Below are 21,134 nucleotides of genomic sequence, written 5' to 3'. Positions count from 1 at the left end.
TTCCGGTCCAGTGAAAGGTATTGTAGGTATAACAACCAGAAGAATCTACCGAACAGAGCGGACGAACGCCGATGCCCACCGAGCTTGTCGCCGTGCTCTCACACGCCGTGACCGACGAGATCTACGGCGCGGACGGCGAGTTCCTGGCACGCGAGGTGGGTGGCGCGGGCGCCTACGCCGCCACCGGGGCCAGCCTCGCCGGCGAGCCGTGGAGCACCGTGATCGTGTCCGGCGCGGGCGCGCGCGACCGGCCCGCGCTCGTGCGGTGGTTCCGGGAACGCCAGGTCGAGCCCGCGGGACTGTTCGTGCACGGCGAGCGCAGCCCGCTCACCCGGATCCGCTACGACCACGAGGGCGAGCGGGTGGAGGAGCCGGTGTTCGGCGCGGAGCACTTCGCCGCGCACACGCCGTTGCCGCGTCACCTGCCGGTGCCGCCCGCCCGCCTCGGCGGCGTGTACCTCTTCCACGACACCGAGCCCCGCTATTGGGCCGAGATCACGGCGTTCCGGCAGCGCTGGCACGGGCCGCTGCTGTGGGAGATCGCGGCCGACGCGTGCGAGCCCGGCAACGTCGCCACGGTGCGCGAGCTCGTCACCGCCGTCGACGTGCTCTCCCTGAACGTCGCCGAGGCGCGCTCACTGCTCGGCACCACCGACCCGGCGGAGGTCCACCGCGCGCTCGGGCGGCCGGGCCTGGTGCTCGTGCTGCGCGGGGGCGCCGATGGCGCCGTCGTGTGCGCGGACGGTCACCTCCTGCACGCCGGCGTGGCGCCCGGGGCGGTCGTGGACCCGACGGGCGGGGGCAACAGCCACTCCGGCGCCTTCCTCGCGGCCTTCGCGCGCACCGGTGACGCCCGGTGCGCGGCCCGGTACGCGGCCGCCGCCGCGAGCGTCGTGATCGCCCAGAACGGCGCGCCGCCGATCGACCAGGCCCTGCGCGCGGACGTGACGGCCAGAGCGGGCCGGGTCCGCGTGCACCCCTGACCACCCAGGAGTGAGGAGACCGTGTGGAGCAGCCCGGCTGGAACCCGACCGAGCCCTACGACACCTACCGCTACGCGGGCAACCTGCCGCGCCGCGGCCTGCTGATCGACGGCAGGCCCGCGCTGTCGGGCATCGACCCCGGCCGGATCGCGAGGTACGTCCTGCTGACCGTGCGCGATCCACTGTGCGCGTACGACGAGGATCCCGCCGCGCAGCTCGCCCGCCGCCTCGACGACGCCGAGCAGGTGGGCAGGTCGGGGATGTTCAGCACCTACTCGGGCACCTACCGCGGCGTCGGGGTCACCGTCGCCTCCGGGGGCAGCGGCTCCCCCGAGGCCGAGCTCATCCTGCACGAGCTGATCGAGTTCACCGAGGCCGACACGTTCATCAGGGTCGGCGGCTCCGGCGGCGTCCATCCCCGCGTCCGGCCCGGCGACATCGTGATCAGCACCGGCGTGGTGCGCGACGAAGGCATGACCCGCGCCTACGTGCCCGCGAGCTACCCGGCGGTCGCGAGCTACGAGGTGGTACTGGCGCTGTCACTGGCCGCCGGGCAGCTCGGCTGCCGCTACCACCAGGGCGTGACGCGCTCGAGCGACTCCGACTTCGTCGGCGTGGGACGGCCCGGCGCCGGCGCCTACTTCCAGCCGCACCACCGCGACATCCTCGACGGCTGGGCCCGCGCCGGGGTGCTCAACGGCGACCGGGAGTCGGCCGCGGTGGTCACGCTCGCCGCGCTGTTCGGCAGGCGCGGCGGCTCGGTGTGCTCGGTCGCCGACAACGTGCTCGCGAACCGGCGATTCGAGGCAGGCGCGGGACACGCGGCGTCGATCGACGTGGCACTGGCCGCGCTGGTGCACCTCGCCCGGCTCGACGAGCAGAAGGCCGCGACGGCGGCGGAGCACTGGCTTCCCGCGCCGCACGAGCACGGGTGACGAGAACGTTGACACACCCCGAACTCGGTCTTATGGTACTGCCAATATTACCAATTGGCACCGCCGCAGCGCTGCGCTGGCGACCGAACTCTCAGACCCAAGGAGTTGTCCCATGAGGAGAAGCCGGACCACGGTCCTGGGCGCGCTCGCGGCCACGCTCACGCTCACGCTGTCCGCGTGTTCGGGAGCCGGTGACGGCAGGGAACGTCTCGAGCTGTGGTTCTGGGGAGCCCCGCCGGAGCACCAGAAGGCGCTCGAGACCGCGCTCGTCGAGGGCTTCGAGCGGGCACAGGACACCTACTCGCTCGACATCAACTTCAACAACGCCGTCGACAAGAACATCCAGGTCGCCCTCTCCGCCGACCGGGGACCCGACGTCGTCTACGGGTCCGGCCCCGCCTTCGCCGCCGCCTACGTCGCGGAGGACAAGCTGGCCGACATGACCCCGTACGCCGAGCAGTACGGCTGGAAGGACCGGCTGCTGGAGCCGATGTACGAGTCCGGCACCATCGGCGGCAAGCTCTACTCGCTGCCGAACTCGGTGGACACGCTCGGTGTGTTCTACAACAAGAAGGTGCTCGACCGGCTGGGCGTCGCGGTTCCGGAGAGCTACGCCGATCTGACCACGGCGATGGACAAGGCGAAGGCCGAGGGGCTCTACGCCTCCGTGACGGGTAACAAGGGCTGGAAACCGGTCAACCTCAACTACATCTCGATCTTCCTCACCCACCTCGCGGGCGGGAAGGCGACGTACGACGCGCTCCACGGCGAGGCGAAGTGGACGGACCCCGAGATCGTCGAGGCGGTCGAGGCCTCGGCCGAGTTCTACCGCGACGGCTACCTCGCCGGTGACGACTACGCGAACCTCAACTTCGTCGAGTCCATGCAGCTGCTCGCGGACGAGAAGTCACCGTTCTTCATCGGGCCGAGCCTCGGCTTCCAGTTCGCCAGCGAGTACTTCAACGACGAGGCCGGGAACACCGGCGACCTCGGCTTCATGCCGTTCCCCAACGTCAACCCCGACCTGCCCTCCCCCATGTACACCCTCGGCGCCACGGCGTCGCTGTCGATCAACGCCGCCTCCGACCACAAGGACGGCGCCGCCGCGGTGATCGACTACATGATGAGCGCGCCGTTCGCCAAGGAGATCAACAAGACGTGGCCCGGCTACTGGGGCGTGCCGCTGAAGGACTTCGACCTGCCCGCGGCCGAGTACACCGGGCTGTCGAAGGAGTACATCGGCACGGTCGGCAAGCTGGTGTCGGCGATCAACGAGGGACACTACGGGCTCTACCCCGGCACGTTCTTCCCGCCGTCCACCTCGACGACGCTTGCCGACGTCGACGGCGTCTGGCTCGGTCAGGTCGGCGCGGCGGAGTTCCTCACCAAGGTGCAGGCGAGCTTCGACGCCGACAAGGCGAAGGGACTCGTGCCGCCCGCCCCGGAGCCGTCGAACTAGCACTGCCACGCCGGGTGTGCGGCGCGACCGCGCACCCGGCGGCGCAGGAAGGAGCCCGAGGTGACCGTGACCGCGGTTCGCCCCACCACCACGCCGGCCCCGGCCCGCCGCCCCGCGCGCTTCCGGCGGCGCCGCACGCTGATCAACCACCTGCTCATCGCACCGGCGCTGCTGCTGTCCGTCGGCATCGTCGTGATCCCGGGCCTGCTCACCGCGTTCACGGCCTTCACCGACTGGAGCGGTGTCGGGCTCGACGCGAACCTGGTGGGGCTGCGGAACTTCCGGGAGATACTGGCCGACCCCGTGTTCGGCACCGCGCTGGAGAACAACCTGCGCTGGGTGGCGATGTTCCTGACGATCCCGGCCGTGCTCGGCCTGCTCACCGCGTGGCTGCTGCTGCGCAGGCGCCGGACGCGCACCTTCTACCAGGTCGTCTACCTCATGCCGTACGTGCTCTCCCCCGTGGTGAACGCGCTGATCTGGCTGAGCATCATCTACAACCCCAACGGCGGGCTCGTGGGCACGCTCAACGACATCGGGCTTCCCGTGTCCGCGCCGCTGTCCAGCCTCACGGGTGCCTTCTACGCCGCCGCGGCGGTGGACATGTGGCACTACTGGGGCTTCCTGACCGTGATCTACCTCGGCGCGATGCGCCAGACCCCGGTCGATCAGGTGGAGGCGGCCATCATGGACGGCGCCGACTCCTGGCAGGTGTTCCGCAACGTGTACCTGCCGAGCATCCGGCCCGCTCTGCTGCTCATGGCCGTCATGACGGTGATCTTCTCCTTCCTCGCCTTCGACTACATCTACCTGCTGACGCAGGGCGGTCCCGCGCACTCCAGCGAGGTGCTGGGCACCTACGCCTACGCGTTCGCGTTCTCCGCCTTCCAGTTCGGGAAGGCCTCCGCGGTGGCGCTGGTGATGAGCTTCTTCGGGCTCATCGCCTCCTGCGTCTACACGTGGATGAGCAGGAAGCAGGACGACTGATGACCACCCGGCTCAAGGGGATCGGCGCGCACGCCGTCCTGCTGTTCTTCGCCGCCACGGCACTGTTCCCGCTGGCGCTGGTGCTGCTGAACAGCGTCAAGACCAACACCGAGATCGTGCGCAACCCGCTGGCCCTGCCGAGCACGTTCACGTTCGAGAACTTCGTGACCGCGTGGACCTACGGCGAGTTCGGCACGGGCTTTCTCAACAGCGTGCTGCTCACCGGAACCACGGTCGTGGTGGTGCTCACGTGCTCGACGCTGGCCGGATACGTGCTGGCGGGCAAGAAGATCAGGTCGTGGCCGGTGGTCATGGTGTACCTGACGATGGCGATGACGGTGCCCGTGCAGCTGTTCGTCTTCCCGCTGTACTCGATCGTCGCGGCCGTCGACCTCCTCGACAACCCGATGGTGGTCGGCGTGATCATCGCCGCGATCAACATCCCGTTCGCGACGTTCCTCATGCGCACGTTCTTCCTCAACGTGCCCAGGGAGCTCGAGGAGGCCGCGCAGGTCGACGGCGTCAGCACCGCGCAGTTCGTGTGGCACGTGCTGCTGCCGATCGTCCGGCCGGGGCTGATCACCGTCGGCGTGGTGGTGGGCCTCAACGCGTGGAACGAATTCCTCATCTCGGCGACGTTCCTGCAGGATCCCGATCAGCAGACGGTGACCCTCGGCTTCCTCTCGATGAACGGCACTTTCTCCACGGAGCTGGGCGCCATGATGGCGGGGGCCCTCATCCTCATCGCCCCCGTGCTGGCGATCTTCGTGGCGCTCCAGCGCTACGTCGTCGACGGCATCGCCAGCGGGTCGGTCAAGGGATGAGCACACCGTCCCCTCAGGAAGAGCACTACGCGGAACGGGTCTACGCCGGGGTGCTCGGCAAGCTCATCGGCGTCTACCTCGGACGGCCGGTGGAGGGCTGGCCCTACGCCGACATCCAGCACCGGTTCGGGCTCGTCGAACGCTACGTCAGCGCCGAACTGGGCCTGCCGCTCATCGTCGCCGACGACGACATCTCGGCCACGTTCGCCTTCGGCAGGACCGTGCCCGACAACGCGGGAGAGCCGCCGACCGCCGAGCGGGCCGGACGGACGTGGCTCAACTACATCATCGAGGACCGCACCATCCTGTGGTGGGGCGGGCTGGGCCGCTCCACCGAGCACACGGCGTACCTGAACCTGCGCGCCGGCGTTCCCGCGCCTCGCAGCGGATCCACGGAACAGAACGGGTCCACGCTCGCCGAGCAGATCGGCGCGCAGATCTTCAACGACGCGTTCGCGCTGATGCTGCCGGGCGACCCCGAGCGCGCGGTCGCGCTCACCCGCGCGGCGGCGAGCGTCAGCCACGACGGCGACGCGCTCGACGCCGCCGCACTGCTGGCGGCCATGCGGTCGCTGGCGTTCGGCGAACGCGACCTCGGCACGCTGCTCGACGCGGGGACCCTCCACATCGGATCGGCCACGGTGCTGCGGCTCGTGGAGGACGTCCGTGCGCACTGCGGCCCGCACCGGCACTGGCGGGAGATCCGCGACTGGGTGGACGAGCGGTACGGCTACGCGCACTACCCCGGGCCCTGCCACAGCCTCGCGAACCTCGCCATGACGCTCGGCGCGCTGCTCGGCGCCGGTGACGACTTCGCGCGCTCGGTCGCGATCGCCTCGTCCGCCGGCTTCGACACCGACAGCAACGCCGGGGTCGTCGGCTGCCTCAACGGCGTGCGCCTGGGGCTCGACGCGCTCTCCGGCGGACCGGACCTGCGCACACCCGTGGCCGACCGACTGCTCGTGGTCACCGCCGACGGCGGCGAATGCGTCAGTGACGCGACGCTCGAAGCCGACCGCATCGTCGCCGCCTCCGCGCTGCTCGCCGGAGGCGGGCTCACCGACGAGCGGCCCAGGTTCAGGTTCCGCTACCCGGGCTCGGTGCAGGGATTCACGCCGTGCCCGCACCTCGGCGGCGACCACACGGTGCTCACCAACGTGTCCACACCGGACGGACGGGCGCTGCGCGTCGAACACGGAGGTCACGTTTCCACCCCGGTCTTCCTCGACCCCGCCGAGCGCCTCACGCACTTCTCGACCGTCGCCAGCCCCACGCTGTACCCGGGGCAGCGGGTGGTCGCGCTGGTGTCCGCACCGGGCACCGGCGGCGCCGTGCGGCCGTACGCGCTGTACGAGTCGGCGGAGGGCGTGGTGACGCGGTACGGCGACGAGCTGCGGGCGGGCAGCGAGCCCCGGCGGCTGGCCTGGGAGGTGCCCGCCGTGGGCAACCTGGTGCCGTTCCGGTTCGGCCTCGCCGTCGCGGAGGAGCAGGGCGCCGCGGTGCTGGTGCACGAGCTCGGCTGGGCGGGCGCCCCGGTCCGGTTCGGACAGAGCGGCATCCTGCTCGGCTCCATCTGGGACACCACGCCCCCGGCACTGCGCCCGTGGGTCAGTTCGGCGAAGCACTTCGAGGCCGACTTCGCCGTCACCTACTCCGTCTCCCACCCGGGACCGGGCGGGGTGGTGACCATCGGCACGCGGGACTGGCGGGACTACACCGTCGCCAGCAGGCTGCTGTTCTCTCTCCACGACACCGCCGGCCTCGTCGTCCGCGCGCGGGGTCACCGGCGGTTCCACGCCGGCGTCTTCACCGGCGGCGACCGCGTGGCACTCGTACGCGAGCACGACGGCACGCGCACCGTGCTCGCCGAACGCCCCTTCCCCTACGACCGCGACCGCACCTACGACGTGCGGCTCGGCTGCGCGGGAACCGAGCTGGCGCTCACCGTCGACGGCACGCGCCTGCTCACCGCGCACACCACGGAGGTCCTCGGCGGCGCCGCGGGCTTCCTCATCGACACCGGGACGATCCTGGCCGACGGGTTCCACGTCACCGGCACGCCCGGCACCGGGCACCACCACACACCCCCGAGAAAGGCATGGGCGTGAGCACCGAAACCCTTGGCACCTGGCAGAGCTTCGACGTGGACACCAAGCCCGAGGAGGGCTTCGCCGCACCCGTCGGCTACACCGACCTGACGGAGCGGCTGCGCGAGGCCGTACCCGCCGGGGCCGCGGACGGCACCCTGCACGTCTACCTGCCGCACACCACGTGCACGCTGATCCTCAACTCCGGGGTGGACGGCACGACGCTGCACGACATCCGCCTGTTCATCGAGGGTCAGGTTCCGGTCGACCGGCCGTTCGTGCACCTCCACGACGGCCCGCAGGACGCCGCCGCCCACGTGCGCTGCGTGTTCGGCACCCAGTCGCTCACGCTACCGGTGATCGGCGGCGAACTCGCCATCGGGCACAGCCAGGGCGTCTACCTGCTGGAGCTCGACGGTCCCCGCACCCGCACCGTGCGCTACGCCGTGTCGGCCTTCGGCCGATGAGCGTGGTCGGCATCCACGCCGGGCTCTCCGTCGACCACCTCGTCACCGAGGGACGCGGCGCCAGGTTCTCGTGCCTCGGCGGTCCCGCGGTGTTCGCGGCGCTGGGGGCCCGGCTCGTCGAGGGAACGCGGGTGCGGGTCGGCTGCCCGCTGCCCGCCGACGATCCGAGGTTCGCCGCGCTGTTCACCGCACTCGGCATCGACACGACCTGTGCCACCACCGTGCCCGAGGCGACCCGGCTGTGGATCCTGAACTCCCGGCGGGGCCGCCGCATCGTCGGGCTGACCGCGCCGTCACCGGTCGAGCTCGGTGGGGACGAACCGGGAAACGAGGACGCGCTGCCCGACCCGGGAGCCGGTTTCCACCACGGGCTCACGGGCCTGCTCGCCTCCGCCCCGGGGAGCGCTCCCCCGCGCTCGGCGGCGCCGGTCATCGGGATCGACCCGCACCAGACCCACGTGGCCGCCGAGGGCATGGCGCACCTGAGCGCCGTCGCCGCACATGCCGACGTCGTGCTGCCCAGCCGGGTCCAGCTCACGCTGCTCGACCGGGATCCCCGCCGGGCCGCCCGCGACCTGGCGGCCCGGCTGGGAATCCCCGTCGTGGCGCGGCTCGACGCCGACGGCGCCTACGTGGTGACGTCGGCCGGGGCGTGGTCGGTCCGCGACCGGCGCGCGGAGGTCGTCGAGACCACCGGCGCGGGCGACGCCTCGGCCGCGGCCGTGGTGGCCGCGCTGGCGCGGGGCGCCGAACCCGTCGAGGCGGCCGCGTTCGGCACGAGCGTCGCCAGGATCGCACTCGCCGGCTGGGGACACGAAGCACTGGAACACGCGGCGGCGCTGTCCGCGCCGCTGCCCGGGATCATTACGCACAAGGAGCAGTAAGCGATGTCGCTCATGCCGGACCTCGGCGCATTCGGAACCGCACTCGCCGGGATCGCGCCCCTCACCCCAGCCCCGCTGTCGGCGCCGCTGGGCCGCGCCGTCCTCGTCGGCTCGGGGGACTCGCTGGCCTCGGCGCTGGTCGCCGCCCGCTTCGGCCACCGCGCCCTGTCCTCGGGGGACCTCACCTGGACCGGGTCCGTCCCACCCGGGTGCGACACCGTGGTCGGCGTCTCCCACTCCGGCACCTCGGGCGCCACCGTCAGGGCGCTGCGCCTGGCCCGCGGCGCCGGGCTGCACACGGTCGCCGTGACGTCGCGGCCGGACTCGCCGCTCGCCGAGGCCGCCGCCGACGTGCAGCCCGTACCGGCGCTGCCGGTGACCGAGACCGTGCCGTGCGCGGGACACGTGATGCTCGCGCTGGGTGTCGCCGCGGTGTGCGGCCTGGACGTCAAACCCGCGCCCGAACGGCTGGCCGCCGCGCTGCCCCGGATCCGGGCGCTCGCCGAGCAGGCGGTGGCGGAGCTTCCTGAGGAGGCACCGCACGCGATCTCGATCCTGTCGCTGCCGGAACTGCGCAGTGCCGCGGACTTCTGGTCGCTCAAGCTCATCGAGGCCACCGGCATCGCCGCCCGCGTGGTGCCGCTCGAGGAGAGCGGGCACGTGGACTACTTCATCGGCCCGCAGCGACACCTCACGCTCGCCCTCGCCGGTACCGCCGGGCTCACGCGGTTCGACCGGCTGGCCGAGGCGCTGGTCGGCACGGGCCAGGTGGTCCGGCGGATCACGGTGCGGGACATCGTGGACGGCGACGACGCCGAGGTGCTCACCGACGTCGCGGCGGCGATCGCGGGGGCCGCGGTCGCGCACGCCGCCGCCACGCGCTGGGAGCGGCGGCCGTTCCGGGGCGGCGCCGTCAACATGGACGCCAGGCACATCAAGCTGGACGACTGACGTCCCGCTGCGGGCGGGTCGCCTGGCCGGACGCGACCCAGAGGTTATAACATTGCGACCAATGTCTGAGGGGTACGCTCGCGCAGCGGCGAGGCATGGGGAGTCCACGATGACGACGGGGCAGCAGACGGCGCCCGACGCGGTCCGCGCCTCGGCCGTTCCGGTCGAGCGCCGGTCGCCGATGCCCGCGTGGGCGCAGGTTCAGCGCGACATCCGGCGCCTCATCGACCAGGAACTGCCCGCCGGGCACCAGCTGCCCACCGAACGGGATCTCGCGGAGATCTACGGGGTCAGCCGCATCACGATCAGGCAGGCGCTCACGGAGCTGGCCAACGACGGCTACGTCGAGCGGCGCCAGGGCACCGGGACGTTCGTCGCCGACCGCCCCGAGGTGGTCCAGCACGACTTCGGGCTGACCACCCCGTGGCGGGACCGGTTCACCGCGGCCGGTCTCTCGGCGTCCTCGCTGCACCTGCGCGACGAGCCGGAGGAACCGGAACCGTACGAGCTGCGCAAGCTGCTCGGCGAGGAGGAGGCCGAGGCCCGGCGCGTCCACCTCAAGCGCCTGCACGTGGTGGACGACCGGGCGATCGGGCTCACCGACTCGTGGGTGGTCCGCTCGGTCGCGCCCCGGCTCGCGCGGCGCTCCCTCGTCGACGGCTCGCTGTCCCGCACCCTCCAGGACGTGTTCGGCCTGCGCGCCGAGGACACCAACCACTTCCTGGAGGTCGGCGCCGCGAACGCCCACGAGGCGCGGCTGCTCAACACGACGCTCGACGCGCCCCTGTTCGTCATCCTGTCCGTCGCGCGGCTCGCCGACGGGCGCCTGCTGGAGACCACCAGGACGGTGTGGCTGGGCAGCCGGGTGCGGTTCCACTACACGAGTTAGCTCCCCGCGTACTGTCGAGGGTGTCAGCCCCCGCCACGAGCCAGGGACGGAGCAGACCATGAGCGGCACCCCGAACGACCCCGAGCACCCACCACCCGCCGTGCCGGAAGGCGACTACACCGAGGGCGGCGTTCCGAACTTCGACTACGTGCGCGACCGCATCGAGAACCGGTTCGCGACCTCGCTCGGCGCCACCGAACTGGCGGAGAGCACGCCCGAGGGCCGCTCGCTCGACGAGCAGCTGGCCGAACGCGAGCGGGCAGGCAAGGAACGCCTGGAGCAGATCCGCAGGTCGATGCGCGAGAAGTAGCCGTGACATCCGGCCCCCGTCACGCGACTTAGCCCGTGCGCAGCGTTCACCGGGGAGGCCGCGATGCTCACGACGACGTTCACCACACTGACCGGCTGCCGGGTCCCGATCCAGCAGGCTCCGATGGGCCCGATCGCCGCGCCCGAGCTCGTCACCGCGGTCGCCGACGCGGGCGGGGTGGGCACCGTCGCGGCGCTGGGCATGACGCCGGAGGAGCTGGGGACACTGTCCGCCGCACTGCGCACCGACGGCGTGCTCGCCGCCAACTTCGCCTCCGCCGACATCGACCCTGCCGCCGTGGAGTTCGCGGCCGAGCGGTTCCGGATCGTCGACTTCTTCTGGCACGATCCCGACCCCGCGCTGGTGGCCCTCGCCCACACGGGCGGGGCCCTCGTGCTCTGGCAGGTGGGTTCCGTCGGCGAGGCGCGGCAGGCCGTGGACGCCGGGGCCGACATGGTCGCCGTGCAGGGCGCCGAGGCGGGCGGGCACGTGCGCGGGCACACGGCCCTGCTGCCGCTGCTGGAGTCGGTGCTCGACGAGGTGGACGTGCCGGTGCTCGCGGCGGGCGGAATCGGTACCGCCCGCGGCGTGGCCGCGGTGCTCGCCGCCGGAGCCGCCGGGGTCCGCGTGGGCACCCGGTTCATCGCGACCACGGAGTCCGGCGCCCACCCCGGCTACGTCGCCGCCCTGCTCGCCGCGGGACCCGACTCGACGGAGATCAGCGACGGTTTCGCGGACTGCCCGCTGTGCGCCACGGTGCCCAGGGCCCGTGTGCTGCGCAGCGCCGTCGCCGCGGTCTCCGCGCTCGGTGGCGACACCGTCGGCAGCATGACCGTCCACGGCGAGACGATCACGCTGCCCGCCCGCGCCGGACTGCCCCCGCACCGGGGCGTGCGGGGCCACGTCGAGGCGATGGCACTGTACGCGGGCGAGGCCGTCGCGGCCGTGACCGAGGTGCGCGACGCGGCCGAGGTGGTCAGGGAGCTCGCCGAGGGCGCCGAGCGGCTCCTCTCCCGCTAGTCACTCCGGCCAGGTGTGCACGGGTTCGTTGGTGTGCATGTGCTCCCGGTACTCGGCGACCATGCGGCGCAGCGCCTCGGACCGGCTCAGCGACGTCGTGTCGAACAGCCGGTCGAACGCGCGCGCCTGCCAGCCCGCGCCCGTGGTGCCCGTGAGGCAGCGTTGCTCGATCACGCCGAGCAGCCGGTCGCGTTCGGCGGCGTCGACGTCCCAGCGGCGCAGGCCCTCGTGGGCGAGCGGCAGCAGCCGCCGCAGCACGAGTTCCGTGGCGGGCACCGCGCCGAGACCGGGCCAGTAGAGCCGGGCGTCGGCGTCGGACCTCGCGGCGGCGTGGAAGTTCTCCTCGGCTGCGCTGAACGACATCTGGGTCCAGATCGGACGTTCAGCCTCGGCGAGCGCGCGGACGAGTCCGAAGTAGAACGCCCCGTTCGCCAGCGTGTCGACCACGGTCGGGCCCGCGGGCAGCACCCGGTTCTCCACGCGCAGGTGCGGGCGCTCGCGCACGACCGCGTACACCGGCCGGTTCCACCGGTAGATGGTGCCGTTCTGCAGGCGCAGCTCCGCCAGCTGCGGGGTGTCGCCGCGGTCGAGCACCTCCATCGGGTCCTCGTCGGAGCAGATCGGCAGCAGCGCCGAGAAGTACCGCACGTTCTCCTCGAACAGGTCGAAGATCGAGGTGATCCACCGCTCGCCGAACCACACCCTCGGCCGCACGCCTTGCGCCTTGAGCTCCTCGCTGCGCGTGTCGGTGGCCTGCTCGAACAGCGCGATCCGCGTTTCCGCCCACAGCTGCTTGCCGAGCAGGAACGGTGAGTTGGCCCCGATGGCCACCTGCACGCCCGCGATGGCCTGCGCCGCGTTCCAGTACGCGGGGAACTGCTCGGGGCTGACCTGGAGGTGGAACTGAGTGCTGGTGCACGCGGCCTCGGGCACGATCGTGTCGCACGTGGCCTGCAACCGCTCCGGGCCGTCGATGACGATGTGCAGGTCCTCGCCCCTCGCCGCGAGGATCTGCTGGTTCAGCAGGGCGTACCGGGGGTTGACCGACAGCGCCGTCTCCGTGAGGTGCTCCTGCCGCAGCGTCGGCAGGATTCCGATCATGATCAGGTGCGAGCCGATCTCCCTGGCCTTGGCCTCCGCGGCGTTGAGGCTCGCCCGCACGGCCCGCTCGAACTCCGCTCCGCCGTCGCCGCGCAGCGGACGGGGCGGCACGTTGATCTCCAGGTTCCACTGGCCGAGCTCGGTCTGGAACGCGGGATCGGCGATGGCCTCCAGGGTCTCGGCGTTGCGCATGGCGGGCTCGTGCCGGTCGTCGACGAGGTTCAGCTCGATCTCGAGCCCGGTGAGCGGCCGGTCGAACTCGAAGTGCGGCTCGGAGAGCATCCGCGCGAACGCGTCGAGGCAGCGGCGGACGCGGACCCGGTAGCGCGTCCGGTCCGCGCGGCTGAAGGTGTGCTGCTCGACTTCCTCGCCCATCTCCCCATTCTGACCCCACCGGGGGCCGAGGGTCAGCTTCCGCCGAGCAGCCTCGCCAGGGTGCCCGCGTAGCGCTCGACGTCCACCCCGCCGGGAAGCTCGCCGAAGAACTCCGTGGTGAGGAAGTAGCCGACCGTGGCGCAGAGCAGCACCGTCGCGGCGGCCGCCGGGTCCTCCCCACCCCGCTCGCCGCAGGTGGCAAGGTCGCCCGCGATCCCCGCGAGACCTCGTTCCACCAGCACGTCGCGGACGCGCTCGGCGACGTGCGGCATGCCGTCGCGCTCGCGGATCAGGATCTCGACGAGCGGGCGGACCTCGCGCAGGAACCGCAAGTCGTCGGCGACGCGCTCGCTCAGCGGCCGCGTGCCGCCGTCGGCGCCGCGGGGCTCGCGCTCGGGGCGGATCGCGCGCAGCCGGGCGAGCTCGTGCTCGACGACGGCGTCGAACACCGCCCGCTTGGACGGGAAGTGCCGGTAGAAGGAACCCGTTCCCTCGGCCAGCCCGACCCCGCGCTCGATGGAGCTGATCGTGGTGCCGTCGAACCCGCGCGCGGCGAACTGGCGCAGCGCCTCGGCCAGGATGCGCGCTCGCGTGTCACCGGACATGGGCGCAAGGATAGCCTTGCGGCCCGCAAGGGAACCCTTGCATACTGGCCCGCATGTCGATCACGCGGAGACTGGCCGTCGCGAGCGTCGTGGCCGCACTGACGCTGCCCACCGTGTTGCCCGGAGCCGCCCACGCGAGCACGCCGGACGTGCCGATCGCCCCGGTGCCGCCCGGGTTCCACTGGGGCGTCGCGACGGCGGGGTTCCAGTCGGAGGGCGCGGCACCGGACAGCAACTGGCGGCGGTACGTCGACGCCCGCGCCGAGACCGTGCACGACCCGTACGCGAACGCGACCGACTTCCGCAACCGCTACGCCGAGGACATCGCGCTCGCGAAGGACCTGGGCGTCAACACGTTCCGCGTGAGCCTGGAGTGGCCGAGGATCGAGCCGAGGCCGGGCGAGATCGACCAGGAAGCCCTCGCGCTCTACGACGGCATGGTGCGCGAGATCAAGGCCGCCGGGATGACCCCGATGCTCACGCTCACCCACTTCACGCACCCCGGCTGGATCGTCGACCGCGGCGGCTGGACCAACGCCTCGACCGTCTCCAGCTGGCTCTCCTTCGCCAGGCTGGTGGTGAGCCGCTACGCGGGCCAGGGCGCGCTGTGGATCACCTTCAACGAGCCGACGGTGTACCGGTCGTTCGAGGAGCGCAACGGCGGGCTCAACGTCTTCCAATCCGACGCGATGATGCGCAACCTGGTGAGCGCCCACCGCCAGGGCTACGACCTCATCCACGAGCTCGACCCCGGCGCGCGGGTGAGCAGCAACCTCGCGGTGAAGCCGCCGCCGCTGCAGTGGTTCGACGACGCGGCGTTCATCGACAAGGTCAAGGACAAGCTCGACTTCGTCGGCGTCGACTACTACTACGGCGCGAGCCTCGACAACCTCACCGCCATCCACGGCCTCACCGACGAGTTCTGGCGCATCGACCCGCAGCCGGACGGCCTGTACTACGCGCTCAAGACCTACCAGCGGAAGTTCCCGGGGCTGCCGCTGTACGTCGTGGAGAACGGGATGCCGACGGACAACGGGCAGCCGAGGCCGGACGGCTACACCCGCGCCGACCACCTGCGCGACCACCTGTACTGGCTGCAGCGCGCGATGGCCGAGGGCGTGAACGTGATGGGCTACAACTACTGGAGCATCACCGACAACTACGAGTGGGGCAGCTACCGGCCCCGGTTCGGGCTGTACACAGTGGACGCGCTGACGGATCCCTCGCTCACGCGGAGGCCGACCGACGCGGTGCCCGCCTACCGCGAGGCGATCGCGGGCCACGGCGTGCCCGAGGGCTACCTGCCGAAGCGCAGGCCCGCGTGGTGCGCGCTGGCCGATCTGCGGACGTGCTTCGCGCCGCTGCCGGTGGCGGCGGGGGCGAAGGCGTGGGCCGAGGCGGGCTGAGCGCCGCTCATGAGTCGTGCGGGCGGTCCACTGCGAGCTTGCGTGCGGCGAACCCCGTCCACGCGAGGCCCGCGGCGGTCACCCACAGCACCCCGGCCGCCCCGAGGCCGGCCGCGACGAGGCCGACCGTGCCGGGCACGATGACCTGCCCGGCACGGTTGCCGGTGAGCCGCAGCGACATCGCCCTCCCCCGCATCCCGGGCGGGGCCGACTCGGCGAGCCACGACATCGTCAGCGGCTGGCCGACCCCGAGCCCCAGTCCGGCCACCGTGACGGCCACGGCAAGCACCCACACCGGCACCGGTGCCGCCGCGAGCGCGAGCCCGGCCGCCGACGCGGCGATGCTCACGAGCAGCACGCGCTTGCGCCCGAGCCACCGGGTGAGCCTGCCGAGGAACAGGCGGGAGGTCATCGACGCCACGGCACGCAGCCCGAGCAGGGCACCGACGACACCGGAGGCGATGCCGCGCTCCGCGCCGAGCGCGGGCAGGTACACCAGCGAGATGTCCACCGCCGCGAGCACAACGCAGCTCGTGAGCAGCGCCCGGGCCAGGCCGGGCAGGCGCAGCAGCCCGCCGACCCCGGCAGGCGCGGCGGCGTCACGCTCGACCGCGCGCGCTCCGTCGCGGATCGCGAACGAGCACGCGAGCACGACCACCGCGATCAGCGCGGCGCCCTGGAACACCGGCGTGGTGTCGGGAATGGCCTGCGACCCTCCGAAGAGGACGATCAGCAGCGGTCCGGCGGCCTGCCCCGCCGAGGCGGCGAACGTGTAGTAGCCGAAGGCGGCGTCAAGCTTCCCGGAGGACGTCGTGTTGGCCACGAGCGCCTGCTGCCCCACCACGGCGCACAGGTGCGCCGTGCCGAGCACGATGCTCGCGATCACGAGTCCCGGGATGGAGCCGCCGAACACGAGGAACGTACCGCCCGCCGCCGTGAGCAGCACACCACCGGCGATCATCACGCGGCGTTCGCCGAGCCGGTCGACGACGTGCCCGGCAGGCAGCGCCAGCACCAGCGGCACGAGCGCGAAGGTCCCGGAGAGCACCCCGAGCCACGCGGGCGACAGGTCGAGCTCCAGCGCGCGGTACGACGTCGCGGGCCGCAGCACGAACGTCACGGCCTGGGTGAGCGCAGCGTGGGTCAGCAGCGCCCACGCCCGGCCCCGCGCGCCCTCAGTCATGGGCCGTCATGAGCCGCCACATCGCCTTCGCACCGAGGCTGGTCTCGATGTGCTCACGCATCACCGCTTCGGCGGTGTCGCTGTCCCCCACGATCACGCTCTCCATCAGCAGCCGGTGTTCCTCGTCCTTTCTCGCCCGCTCCCCCGGCTCGCGGCCGCCCTCCAGCGCGAGCCTGCGGTAGCGGTCAGCCCGGTCCCACAGGCTGTCGAGCGTCTCGATGAGCAGCTCGTTGTGGGACGCGCGGTAGATCGCGGAGTGGAACCGGCGGTGCTGCCGCAGCAGCTCCTGTCCCGGGTCGGGCGGCAGCGCGGCGAGCCCGCGCGCGCTCTCGCGGATCTCGGCGATGTCGGCCTTCGTCCGGCGCTGCGCGGCGAGCCCGGCGGCAAGCGGGTCGAGCGACCGGCGCAGCTCCACCAGGTCGCGCGCCTCCTCCGCCCTCAGCTCGGTGACGTGGGCGTCGCGGTGCGCCCCGAGCACCACCAGGCCCTCCGCCTTCAGCCTGCGCAGCGCCTCGCGCAGCGGCGTGGTGCTGATGCCGAGGGTGCGGGCGAGCGTGGCCTGGTTGAGCACCGATCCCGGCGCCAGCTCGCCGGAGAGGATCTTCTCCCGCACCAGTTCGTAGGCCAGCTCGCTCTTGGTCACCAGGGACTCGGCGGCGTCGGTCACCCCAGACTCCTCTCCACGGCTATAGCGTAGCCGCAGGGAGAAGCGACACGTTGACCCGAGGTGATCACACTCACCCGCGCCCACGGCTCGCCGAGGTTATAACCTTCTGGGCGCAGCAGGACGAAAGGACCCAGGACGTGACCGACACCTTCGCCACCGCCGACCTCGTGGACGAGCACGGCGACAGCCTCCGCGTGTGCGACACGCAGTTCCGCCAGTTCGGCGCGCACCGGACGTTCACCGGCCGCGTGCGGACCGTGTCGTGCTACCAGGACAACGGCCTGGTGCGCGAGCTGCTGCGCACGCCAGGCGAGGGCTGTGTCCTGGTGATCGACGGCCGGGGCTCCCTGCACACCGCGCTGACGGGCGACCTCATCGCCCGCTCGGCCGCCGACAACGGCTGGGCGGGCCTGATCGTCAACGGTGCCGTGCGCGACAGCGCCGTGCTCGCGGGGCTTCCCCTCGGCATCAAGGCGCTCGGCACGAACCCGCGCAAGAGCTCCAAGGCCGGCAACGGCGCGGTCGACGTGCCGGTCGGTTTCGGCGGGGTGACGTTCCTGCCCGGCGATACGGTCTACGCCGACGACGACGGGGTCGTGCTGCTGGCCGGATGACCACGCTCCGCGGCGCCCGCCACGAGGCGCCGGACCGGAGCCGACAGCACGATCAGCAGCCGGGCTCCGGCGTGGGCCAGGAAGGCCGCCAGCAGTGGCGACATCGCTCCCTGCACCACGACCGGGACGGCATACACCGCGAAGCACAGCACATCCAGCACGAGGAGCGCGCTCAGGCAGGGGCGGCTCCGCCCGGCCACGACGGCGATGATCAGCACAATTTCCAGGGTCAGCAGCACCCATGCCGTGTCGTTCACGGTCGCGAGCGGATGCAAAGCCGCCCACAGCAGGACACCTACGAGCAGACCGAGGTGGGCCAGCAGCAGGACGACAGCGAGACGGTGATGCCGCAGTGCGTCCACGTGTCCCCCTCGGCCGACGGTGTCCCCACGCTAGCGCGAAACCCCGGCGGCGCCCGCCCCCGAACGGAGTCAACAAGCAGGGATCCCGTCCACAGTGGAGCCCCGGCGCCGTGGCACCGGGGCTCGGCGTTCACTCCGTGGCAGCGGGCGGCGTGGCCGCCTCGGGGATGATCCCCGCCTGCTGGAGTGCGCCGAACAGGTCGTAGTTGACCCATTCCTCGACGATCCGGTCACCCTCCCACTTGTCGATCGTCATGCCGGTCATCACGTAGCTCTTGCCCGTGGCAGGCAGGCCGCGGAACTCGTTGCGCGCGGTGGCGCCCATCGTCCAGCGCGCACAGGTGAGGTCGCCGTCCACGAGGACGTCCTGCACGTCCATGTGCAGGTCCGGCTGGGCCTGCCTGAGATCGGCGACCTGCCGCTTCATTCCTTCCACGCCGTCGACGGGGAAGCTCGGGTCGTGGAACGAACAGTGCTCGGCGAACAGTTCGTCGCACGCGTCGAGGTTGCCCCGGTTCCACAGGTCGTCCACCACGCGACGCAGCGTTTCCCTGCGCTCCTCCGGTGTCATCATCAGAACCTCCTTCGCCACCGCCCCCTGGGCACACTGGACACCCGCCGGGCGGACGTGTCCAGACGTGGCCCCCGGCGAACCGGCTCTGAACAGGCACGACGATTTTTGTGGCCCGGCCTCACGGGTCGCGGCCCTGCCACGTGCTGACGCACGCCTCGTTGCCCTCCGCGTCGGCCAGCACCCAGAACGCGGGCGCGAACCGGTCCGACCGCAGCACACCGCCCGCGGCGAGCGCCCGCTCCACGCGCACCGGCGCCTCGTCGTGCGGCACGGAGACGTCCAGGTGCACGCGGTTGCGTTGCGGACGCGGCAGGGTCATCCGCTGGAACCACACCGCCGGCCCCTGCCCGGCCGGGTCGACGAGGACGTCCCCGGCGCCGTCGGCGTAGCCCAGGACGGCCCGCCAGAACGGGCGGACGGCAGCGGCGTCGACCGCGTCGATGGCGATCTCCAGCGCCTGCACCGACCTCGACAGCCCGGCACCGGCCGCGATCCGCAGGCCGAGCCCGGTCACCAGCGCGAAGATCCGGCGGGCGAGGTGGAGACCGTCAGGCCCGACGGACCCGGTGCGCCACGACCGCACGGTGACGATCACGCTGTCGCGGCGGCAGTCCATCACCACGTGGTCGTCGGCCTCGGCGCCGAGCCCGGCCGCGATCCGCGCCGCGACGTCGGTGGCGGCGCGCAGGGAGTCCACCGGCACCCCGGCGAGGAGGCCGTCGAGGACGTAGCGCCAGCCGAGGCCGGTAACCGCCGCGGAGATGCCGTGGTGGCTCAGGGTTTCGCTCACGGTCGCATCGTCGCACCGGGTACCGACGAACCCGGGACGCTCAACGCGCCAGCAGGCCGTTCGCCACGACGTCGGTCGCGGTGCGCAGCAGGATTCGCAGCTCGGTCTCGGTGCGGCGCAGGCCGTCCTGGCGCCAGCCGAGGCTGATCACCCCGTTCCACGAGGCCCACAGCACCGTGGCCACCTGCGCGGCGTCCACGTCGCGCAGCACCCCGGCCGCGATCCCGGCGCGCAGCGCGTTGACCATTCGCTGGTTCTGCGCTTCGACGGAGCGGGCCAGCCGCGCCGCGAGGTCCTGCCCCGCCGCGTACTGACCGGGCGCGCTGGGAAACGCCAGCATCCGGAAGTACTCGGGGTGGTCCAGGTAGAACGCCAGGTACTCCTCGGCGGCGGCGTAGAGCTGTTCGACAGGCGTGCGGTCGGCGGTGTACGCGCGGTCCATGTGGTCGCGGTCGGCGCCGAGCGCACGCTCGACGACGGCCGCGAGCAGCCCGGCCTTCGAACCGAAGTGGTTGTAGATCGAGCCCACCGCGACACCGGCCTTCGTGGCGATCTCCTCGACCGTGGTGTCGTCCACCCCGCGCGCGGCGAAGATCTGCTCGGCCGCGTGCAGCAGTGCCTCGATCGTGCGCTGCTTCCGGGGATCCATGGCGACCATTCCTGCAATCGTTGCAAAAACTCGGGACGACCGCTACGTACCGGCAGAGTTCTTGCAACGGTTGCAAAAAGTTCCGGAGGTCCTGCCGTGACCACTGATCCGACGAACACCTGGCGAGACCCGGACCTGGGCGAGCCGCGCGAGGTGCGGCTGCCCTCCGGCCCGGTGCGCTACCACGACCGCGGCACGGGCCCGGCACTCGTGTTCGCGCACGGCTACCTCGTCAACGCGAATTTGTGGCGAAAGGTCGTACCGCTGCTGGCGCGGGAATTCCGGTGCATCACCCCCGACCTGCCGCTGGGCGCACACGTCGTGCCGGTGAACCGCGATGCCGACCTCTCCCCGCCCGGCATCGCCCGGCTGCTCGCGGACCTGATCCGGGAACTGGGACTGGACGACGTGACGCTCGTCGGCAACGACTCCGGCGGCGCATACGGCCAGCTCGTCGCGGTGAACCATCCGGAGGTGCTCGGGCGCCTCGTCCTCAGCTCGTGCGAAACGCCGGAGGACACGTGGCCGCCGAGCCCCGGCGGGTTCGGGCTGCTCAAGGCGACGGCGGCGAGCGCGGTGACCTACCGCGCGCTCTACCAGCCGCTGCGGCTACGGCGAACCTGGCGGTGGCGCAACACCTACGGCTGGCTGGCGAAGTACCCGATCGACGACCGGGCGATGAACAGCTACGTGCGGCCGGTGCTGACCCGGCCGGAGATCCGGTTCGACGGGCGCAAGGCCATCGGCGCGGTGTCGGCCGGCTACACGCGCGATGCCGCGCGACGGCTCATCGAGCGCCGTCCTGTTCCGATCCACCTGGTCTGGGCGGCGGAGGACCACGTGTTCCCGCTGGAGCACGCGAAGCGGTACGCCGCCGAACTGGGCGCGCCCCTGCACACCGTGGCGGACTCCTACACCTACGTCACCGAGGACCAGCCGGAGCAGGCCGCGAAGCTCATCGCGGCCTGCGTCCGCCAGCACCGGTCCACAACAGACTGACGGGCCGGCCGCC

The 21,134-nt window shown here is 72.1% G+C and carries 23 protein-coding genes; 15 read left to right on the top strand and 8 right to left on the bottom strand.

The window, feature by feature from the left end:
- Positions 1-71 precede the first annotated feature (71 nt).
- From BA062_RS07580 to BA062_RS07525, 12 genes are all read left to right on the top strand, one after another.
- Complete coding sequence (locus BA062_RS07580; RefSeq protein WP_110335363.1) at positions 72-983, top strand: PfkB family carbohydrate kinase; 912 nt, start codon at positions 72-74, stop codon at positions 981-983.
- A 23-nt stretch (positions 984-1,006) separates the two neighbouring features.
- Positions 1,007-1,918, top strand: a complete 912-nt coding sequence (locus tag BA062_RS07575; protein WP_110335362.1) for a nucleoside phosphorylase — start codon at positions 1,007-1,009, stop codon at positions 1,916-1,918.
- A 112-nt stretch (positions 1,919-2,030) separates the two neighbouring features.
- Positions 2,031-3,377, top strand: coding sequence for an ABC transporter substrate-binding protein (locus tag BA062_RS07570; RefSeq protein ID WP_110335361.1), 1,347 nt, complete (start codon positions 2,031-2,033; stop codon positions 3,375-3,377).
- Positions 3,378-3,437: 60 nt separating this feature from the next.
- Positions 3,438-4,364 carry a carbohydrate ABC transporter permease gene (locus BA062_RS07565; protein ID WP_210406797.1) on the top strand — a complete coding sequence of 309 codons (927 nt, stop codon included), beginning with the start codon at positions 3,438-3,440 and terminating at the stop codon, positions 4,362-4,364.
- The gene (locus tag BA062_RS07560; protein WP_110335360.1) at positions 4,364-5,188 is read left to right on the top strand and encodes a carbohydrate ABC transporter permease; all 825 of its coding nucleotides are present in this window, start codon (positions 4,364-4,366) and stop codon (positions 5,186-5,188) included. Before BA062_RS07565 ends, BA062_RS07560 begins: the two co-directional genes overlap by 1 nt.
- Positions 5,185-7,296 (top strand): ADP-ribosylglycohydrolase family protein, encoded by a 2,112-nt coding sequence (locus BA062_RS07555; RefSeq protein WP_110335359.1) that lies wholly within the window; start codon positions 5,185-5,187, stop codon positions 7,294-7,296. Before BA062_RS07560 ends, BA062_RS07555 begins: the two co-directional genes overlap by 4 nt.
- Positions 7,293-7,742 carry a secondary thiamine-phosphate synthase enzyme YjbQ gene (locus tag BA062_RS07550; protein WP_168213897.1) on the top strand — a complete coding sequence of 150 codons (450 nt, stop codon included), beginning with the start codon at positions 7,293-7,295 and terminating at the stop codon, positions 7,740-7,742. Before BA062_RS07555 ends, BA062_RS07550 begins: the two co-directional genes overlap by 4 nt.
- On the top strand, positions 7,739-8,626 hold the full coding sequence (locus BA062_RS07545) for a PfkB family carbohydrate kinase (protein ID WP_110335357.1): 888 nt from the start codon (positions 7,739-7,741) through the stop codon (positions 8,624-8,626). Before BA062_RS07550 ends, BA062_RS07545 begins: the two co-directional genes overlap by 4 nt.
- A 3-nt stretch (positions 8,627-8,629) precedes the next feature.
- Entirely contained in the window at positions 8,630-9,577 is a 948-nt protein-coding gene (locus BA062_RS07540; protein WP_110335356.1) for a hypothetical protein, read from the top strand.
- A gap of 109 nt (positions 9,578-9,686) precedes the next feature.
- On the top strand, positions 9,687-10,466 hold the full coding sequence (locus tag BA062_RS07535) for a GntR family transcriptional regulator (protein WP_168213896.1): 780 nt from the start codon (positions 9,687-9,689) through the stop codon (positions 10,464-10,466).
- A gap of 58 nt (positions 10,467-10,524) precedes the next feature.
- Positions 10,525-10,776: a hypothetical protein gene (locus tag BA062_RS07530; protein WP_110335354.1), complete on the top strand. Its 252-nt coding sequence runs from the start codon at positions 10,525-10,527 to the stop codon at positions 10,774-10,776.
- Between the two features lie 63 nt (positions 10,777-10,839).
- The gene (locus BA062_RS07525) at positions 10,840-11,796 is read left to right on the top strand and encodes an NAD(P)H-dependent flavin oxidoreductase (protein ID WP_110335353.1); all 957 of its coding nucleotides are present in this window, start codon (positions 10,840-10,842) and stop codon (positions 11,794-11,796) included.
- On the opposite strand, the gene BA062_RS07520 is transcribed toward BA062_RS07525, so the two are convergent.
- Together BA062_RS07520 and BA062_RS07515 are read right to left on the bottom strand one after the other, a co-directional pair.
- The gene (locus BA062_RS07520) at positions 11,797-13,272 is read right to left on the bottom strand and encodes a glutamate-cysteine ligase family protein (RefSeq protein WP_110335352.1); all 1,476 of its coding nucleotides are present in this window, start codon (positions 13,270-13,272) and stop codon (positions 11,797-11,799) included.
- Between the two features lie 32 nt (positions 13,273-13,304).
- Positions 13,305-13,877 (bottom strand): TetR/AcrR family transcriptional regulator, encoded by a 573-nt coding sequence (locus tag BA062_RS07515; RefSeq protein ID WP_110335351.1) that lies wholly within the window; start codon positions 13,875-13,877, stop codon positions 13,305-13,307.
- A gap of 53 nt (positions 13,878-13,930) precedes the next feature.
- Between BA062_RS07515 and BA062_RS07510 the strand changes: the two genes are divergently transcribed.
- Positions 13,931-15,283, top strand: a complete 1,353-nt coding sequence (locus tag BA062_RS07510; protein ID WP_110335350.1) for a glycoside hydrolase family 1 protein — start codon at positions 13,931-13,933, stop codon at positions 15,281-15,283.
- 7 nt (positions 15,284-15,290) lie between these two features.
- On the opposite strand, the gene BA062_RS07505 is transcribed toward BA062_RS07510, so the two are convergent.
- Together BA062_RS07505 and BA062_RS07500 are read right to left on the bottom strand one after the other, a co-directional pair.
- Positions 15,291-16,466 carry an MFS transporter gene (locus BA062_RS07505; RefSeq protein ID WP_110335349.1) on the bottom strand — a complete coding sequence of 392 codons (1,176 nt, stop codon included), beginning with the start codon at positions 16,464-16,466 and terminating at the stop codon, positions 15,291-15,293.
- On the bottom strand, positions 16,459-17,133 hold the full coding sequence (locus BA062_RS07500) for a GntR family transcriptional regulator (RefSeq protein WP_110335348.1): 675 nt from the start codon (positions 17,131-17,133) through the stop codon (positions 16,459-16,461). Before BA062_RS07500 ends, BA062_RS07505 begins: the two co-directional genes overlap by 8 nt.
- 137 nt (positions 17,134-17,270) lie before the next feature.
- Between BA062_RS07500 and rraA the strand changes: the two genes are divergently transcribed.
- Positions 17,271-17,747, top strand: coding sequence for a ribonuclease E activity regulator RraA (gene rraA, locus BA062_RS07495; RefSeq protein ID WP_110335347.1), 477 nt, complete (start codon positions 17,271-17,273; stop codon positions 17,745-17,747).
- On the opposite strand, the gene BA062_RS07490 is transcribed toward rraA, so the two are convergent.
- From BA062_RS07490 to BA062_RS07475, 4 genes are all read right to left on the bottom strand, one after another.
- Complete coding sequence (locus BA062_RS07490) at positions 17,708-18,109, bottom strand: hypothetical protein (RefSeq protein WP_110335346.1); 402 nt, start codon at positions 18,107-18,109, stop codon at positions 17,708-17,710. The two genes, rraA and BA062_RS07490, sit on opposite strands and share 40 nt — an antisense overlap.
- A 130-nt stretch (positions 18,110-18,239) precedes the next feature.
- On the bottom strand, positions 18,240-18,683 hold the full coding sequence (locus BA062_RS07485) for an ester cyclase (protein ID WP_245959721.1): 444 nt from the start codon (positions 18,681-18,683) through the stop codon (positions 18,240-18,242).
- Positions 18,684-18,801: 118 nt separating this feature from the next.
- Positions 18,802-19,473, bottom strand: a complete 672-nt coding sequence (locus BA062_RS07480; protein ID WP_245959720.1) for a VOC family protein — start codon at positions 19,471-19,473, stop codon at positions 18,802-18,804.
- Between the two features lie 40 nt (positions 19,474-19,513).
- On the bottom strand, positions 19,514-20,122 hold the full coding sequence (locus tag BA062_RS07475; RefSeq protein ID WP_110337051.1) for a TetR/AcrR family transcriptional regulator: 609 nt from the start codon (positions 20,120-20,122) through the stop codon (positions 19,514-19,516).
- 96 nt (positions 20,123-20,218) lie between these two features.
- On the opposite strand from BA062_RS07475, the gene BA062_RS07470 reads away from it, so the two are divergent.
- Positions 20,219-21,121 (top strand): alpha/beta fold hydrolase, encoded by a 903-nt coding sequence (locus BA062_RS07470; RefSeq protein WP_210406796.1) that lies wholly within the window; start codon positions 20,219-20,221, stop codon positions 21,119-21,121.
- The last annotated feature ends 13 nt before the right edge of the window (positions 21,122-21,134 follow it).

It is taken from the genome of Prauserella flavalba (assembly GCF_003202235.1).
Taxonomy (GTDB): domain Bacteria; phylum Actinomycetota; class Actinomycetes; order Mycobacteriales; family Pseudonocardiaceae; genus Prauserella_A; species Prauserella_A flavalba.
Note: the sequence above shows the minus strand (reverse complement) of the source record. Positions and strands in the feature narration are given on the sequence as shown.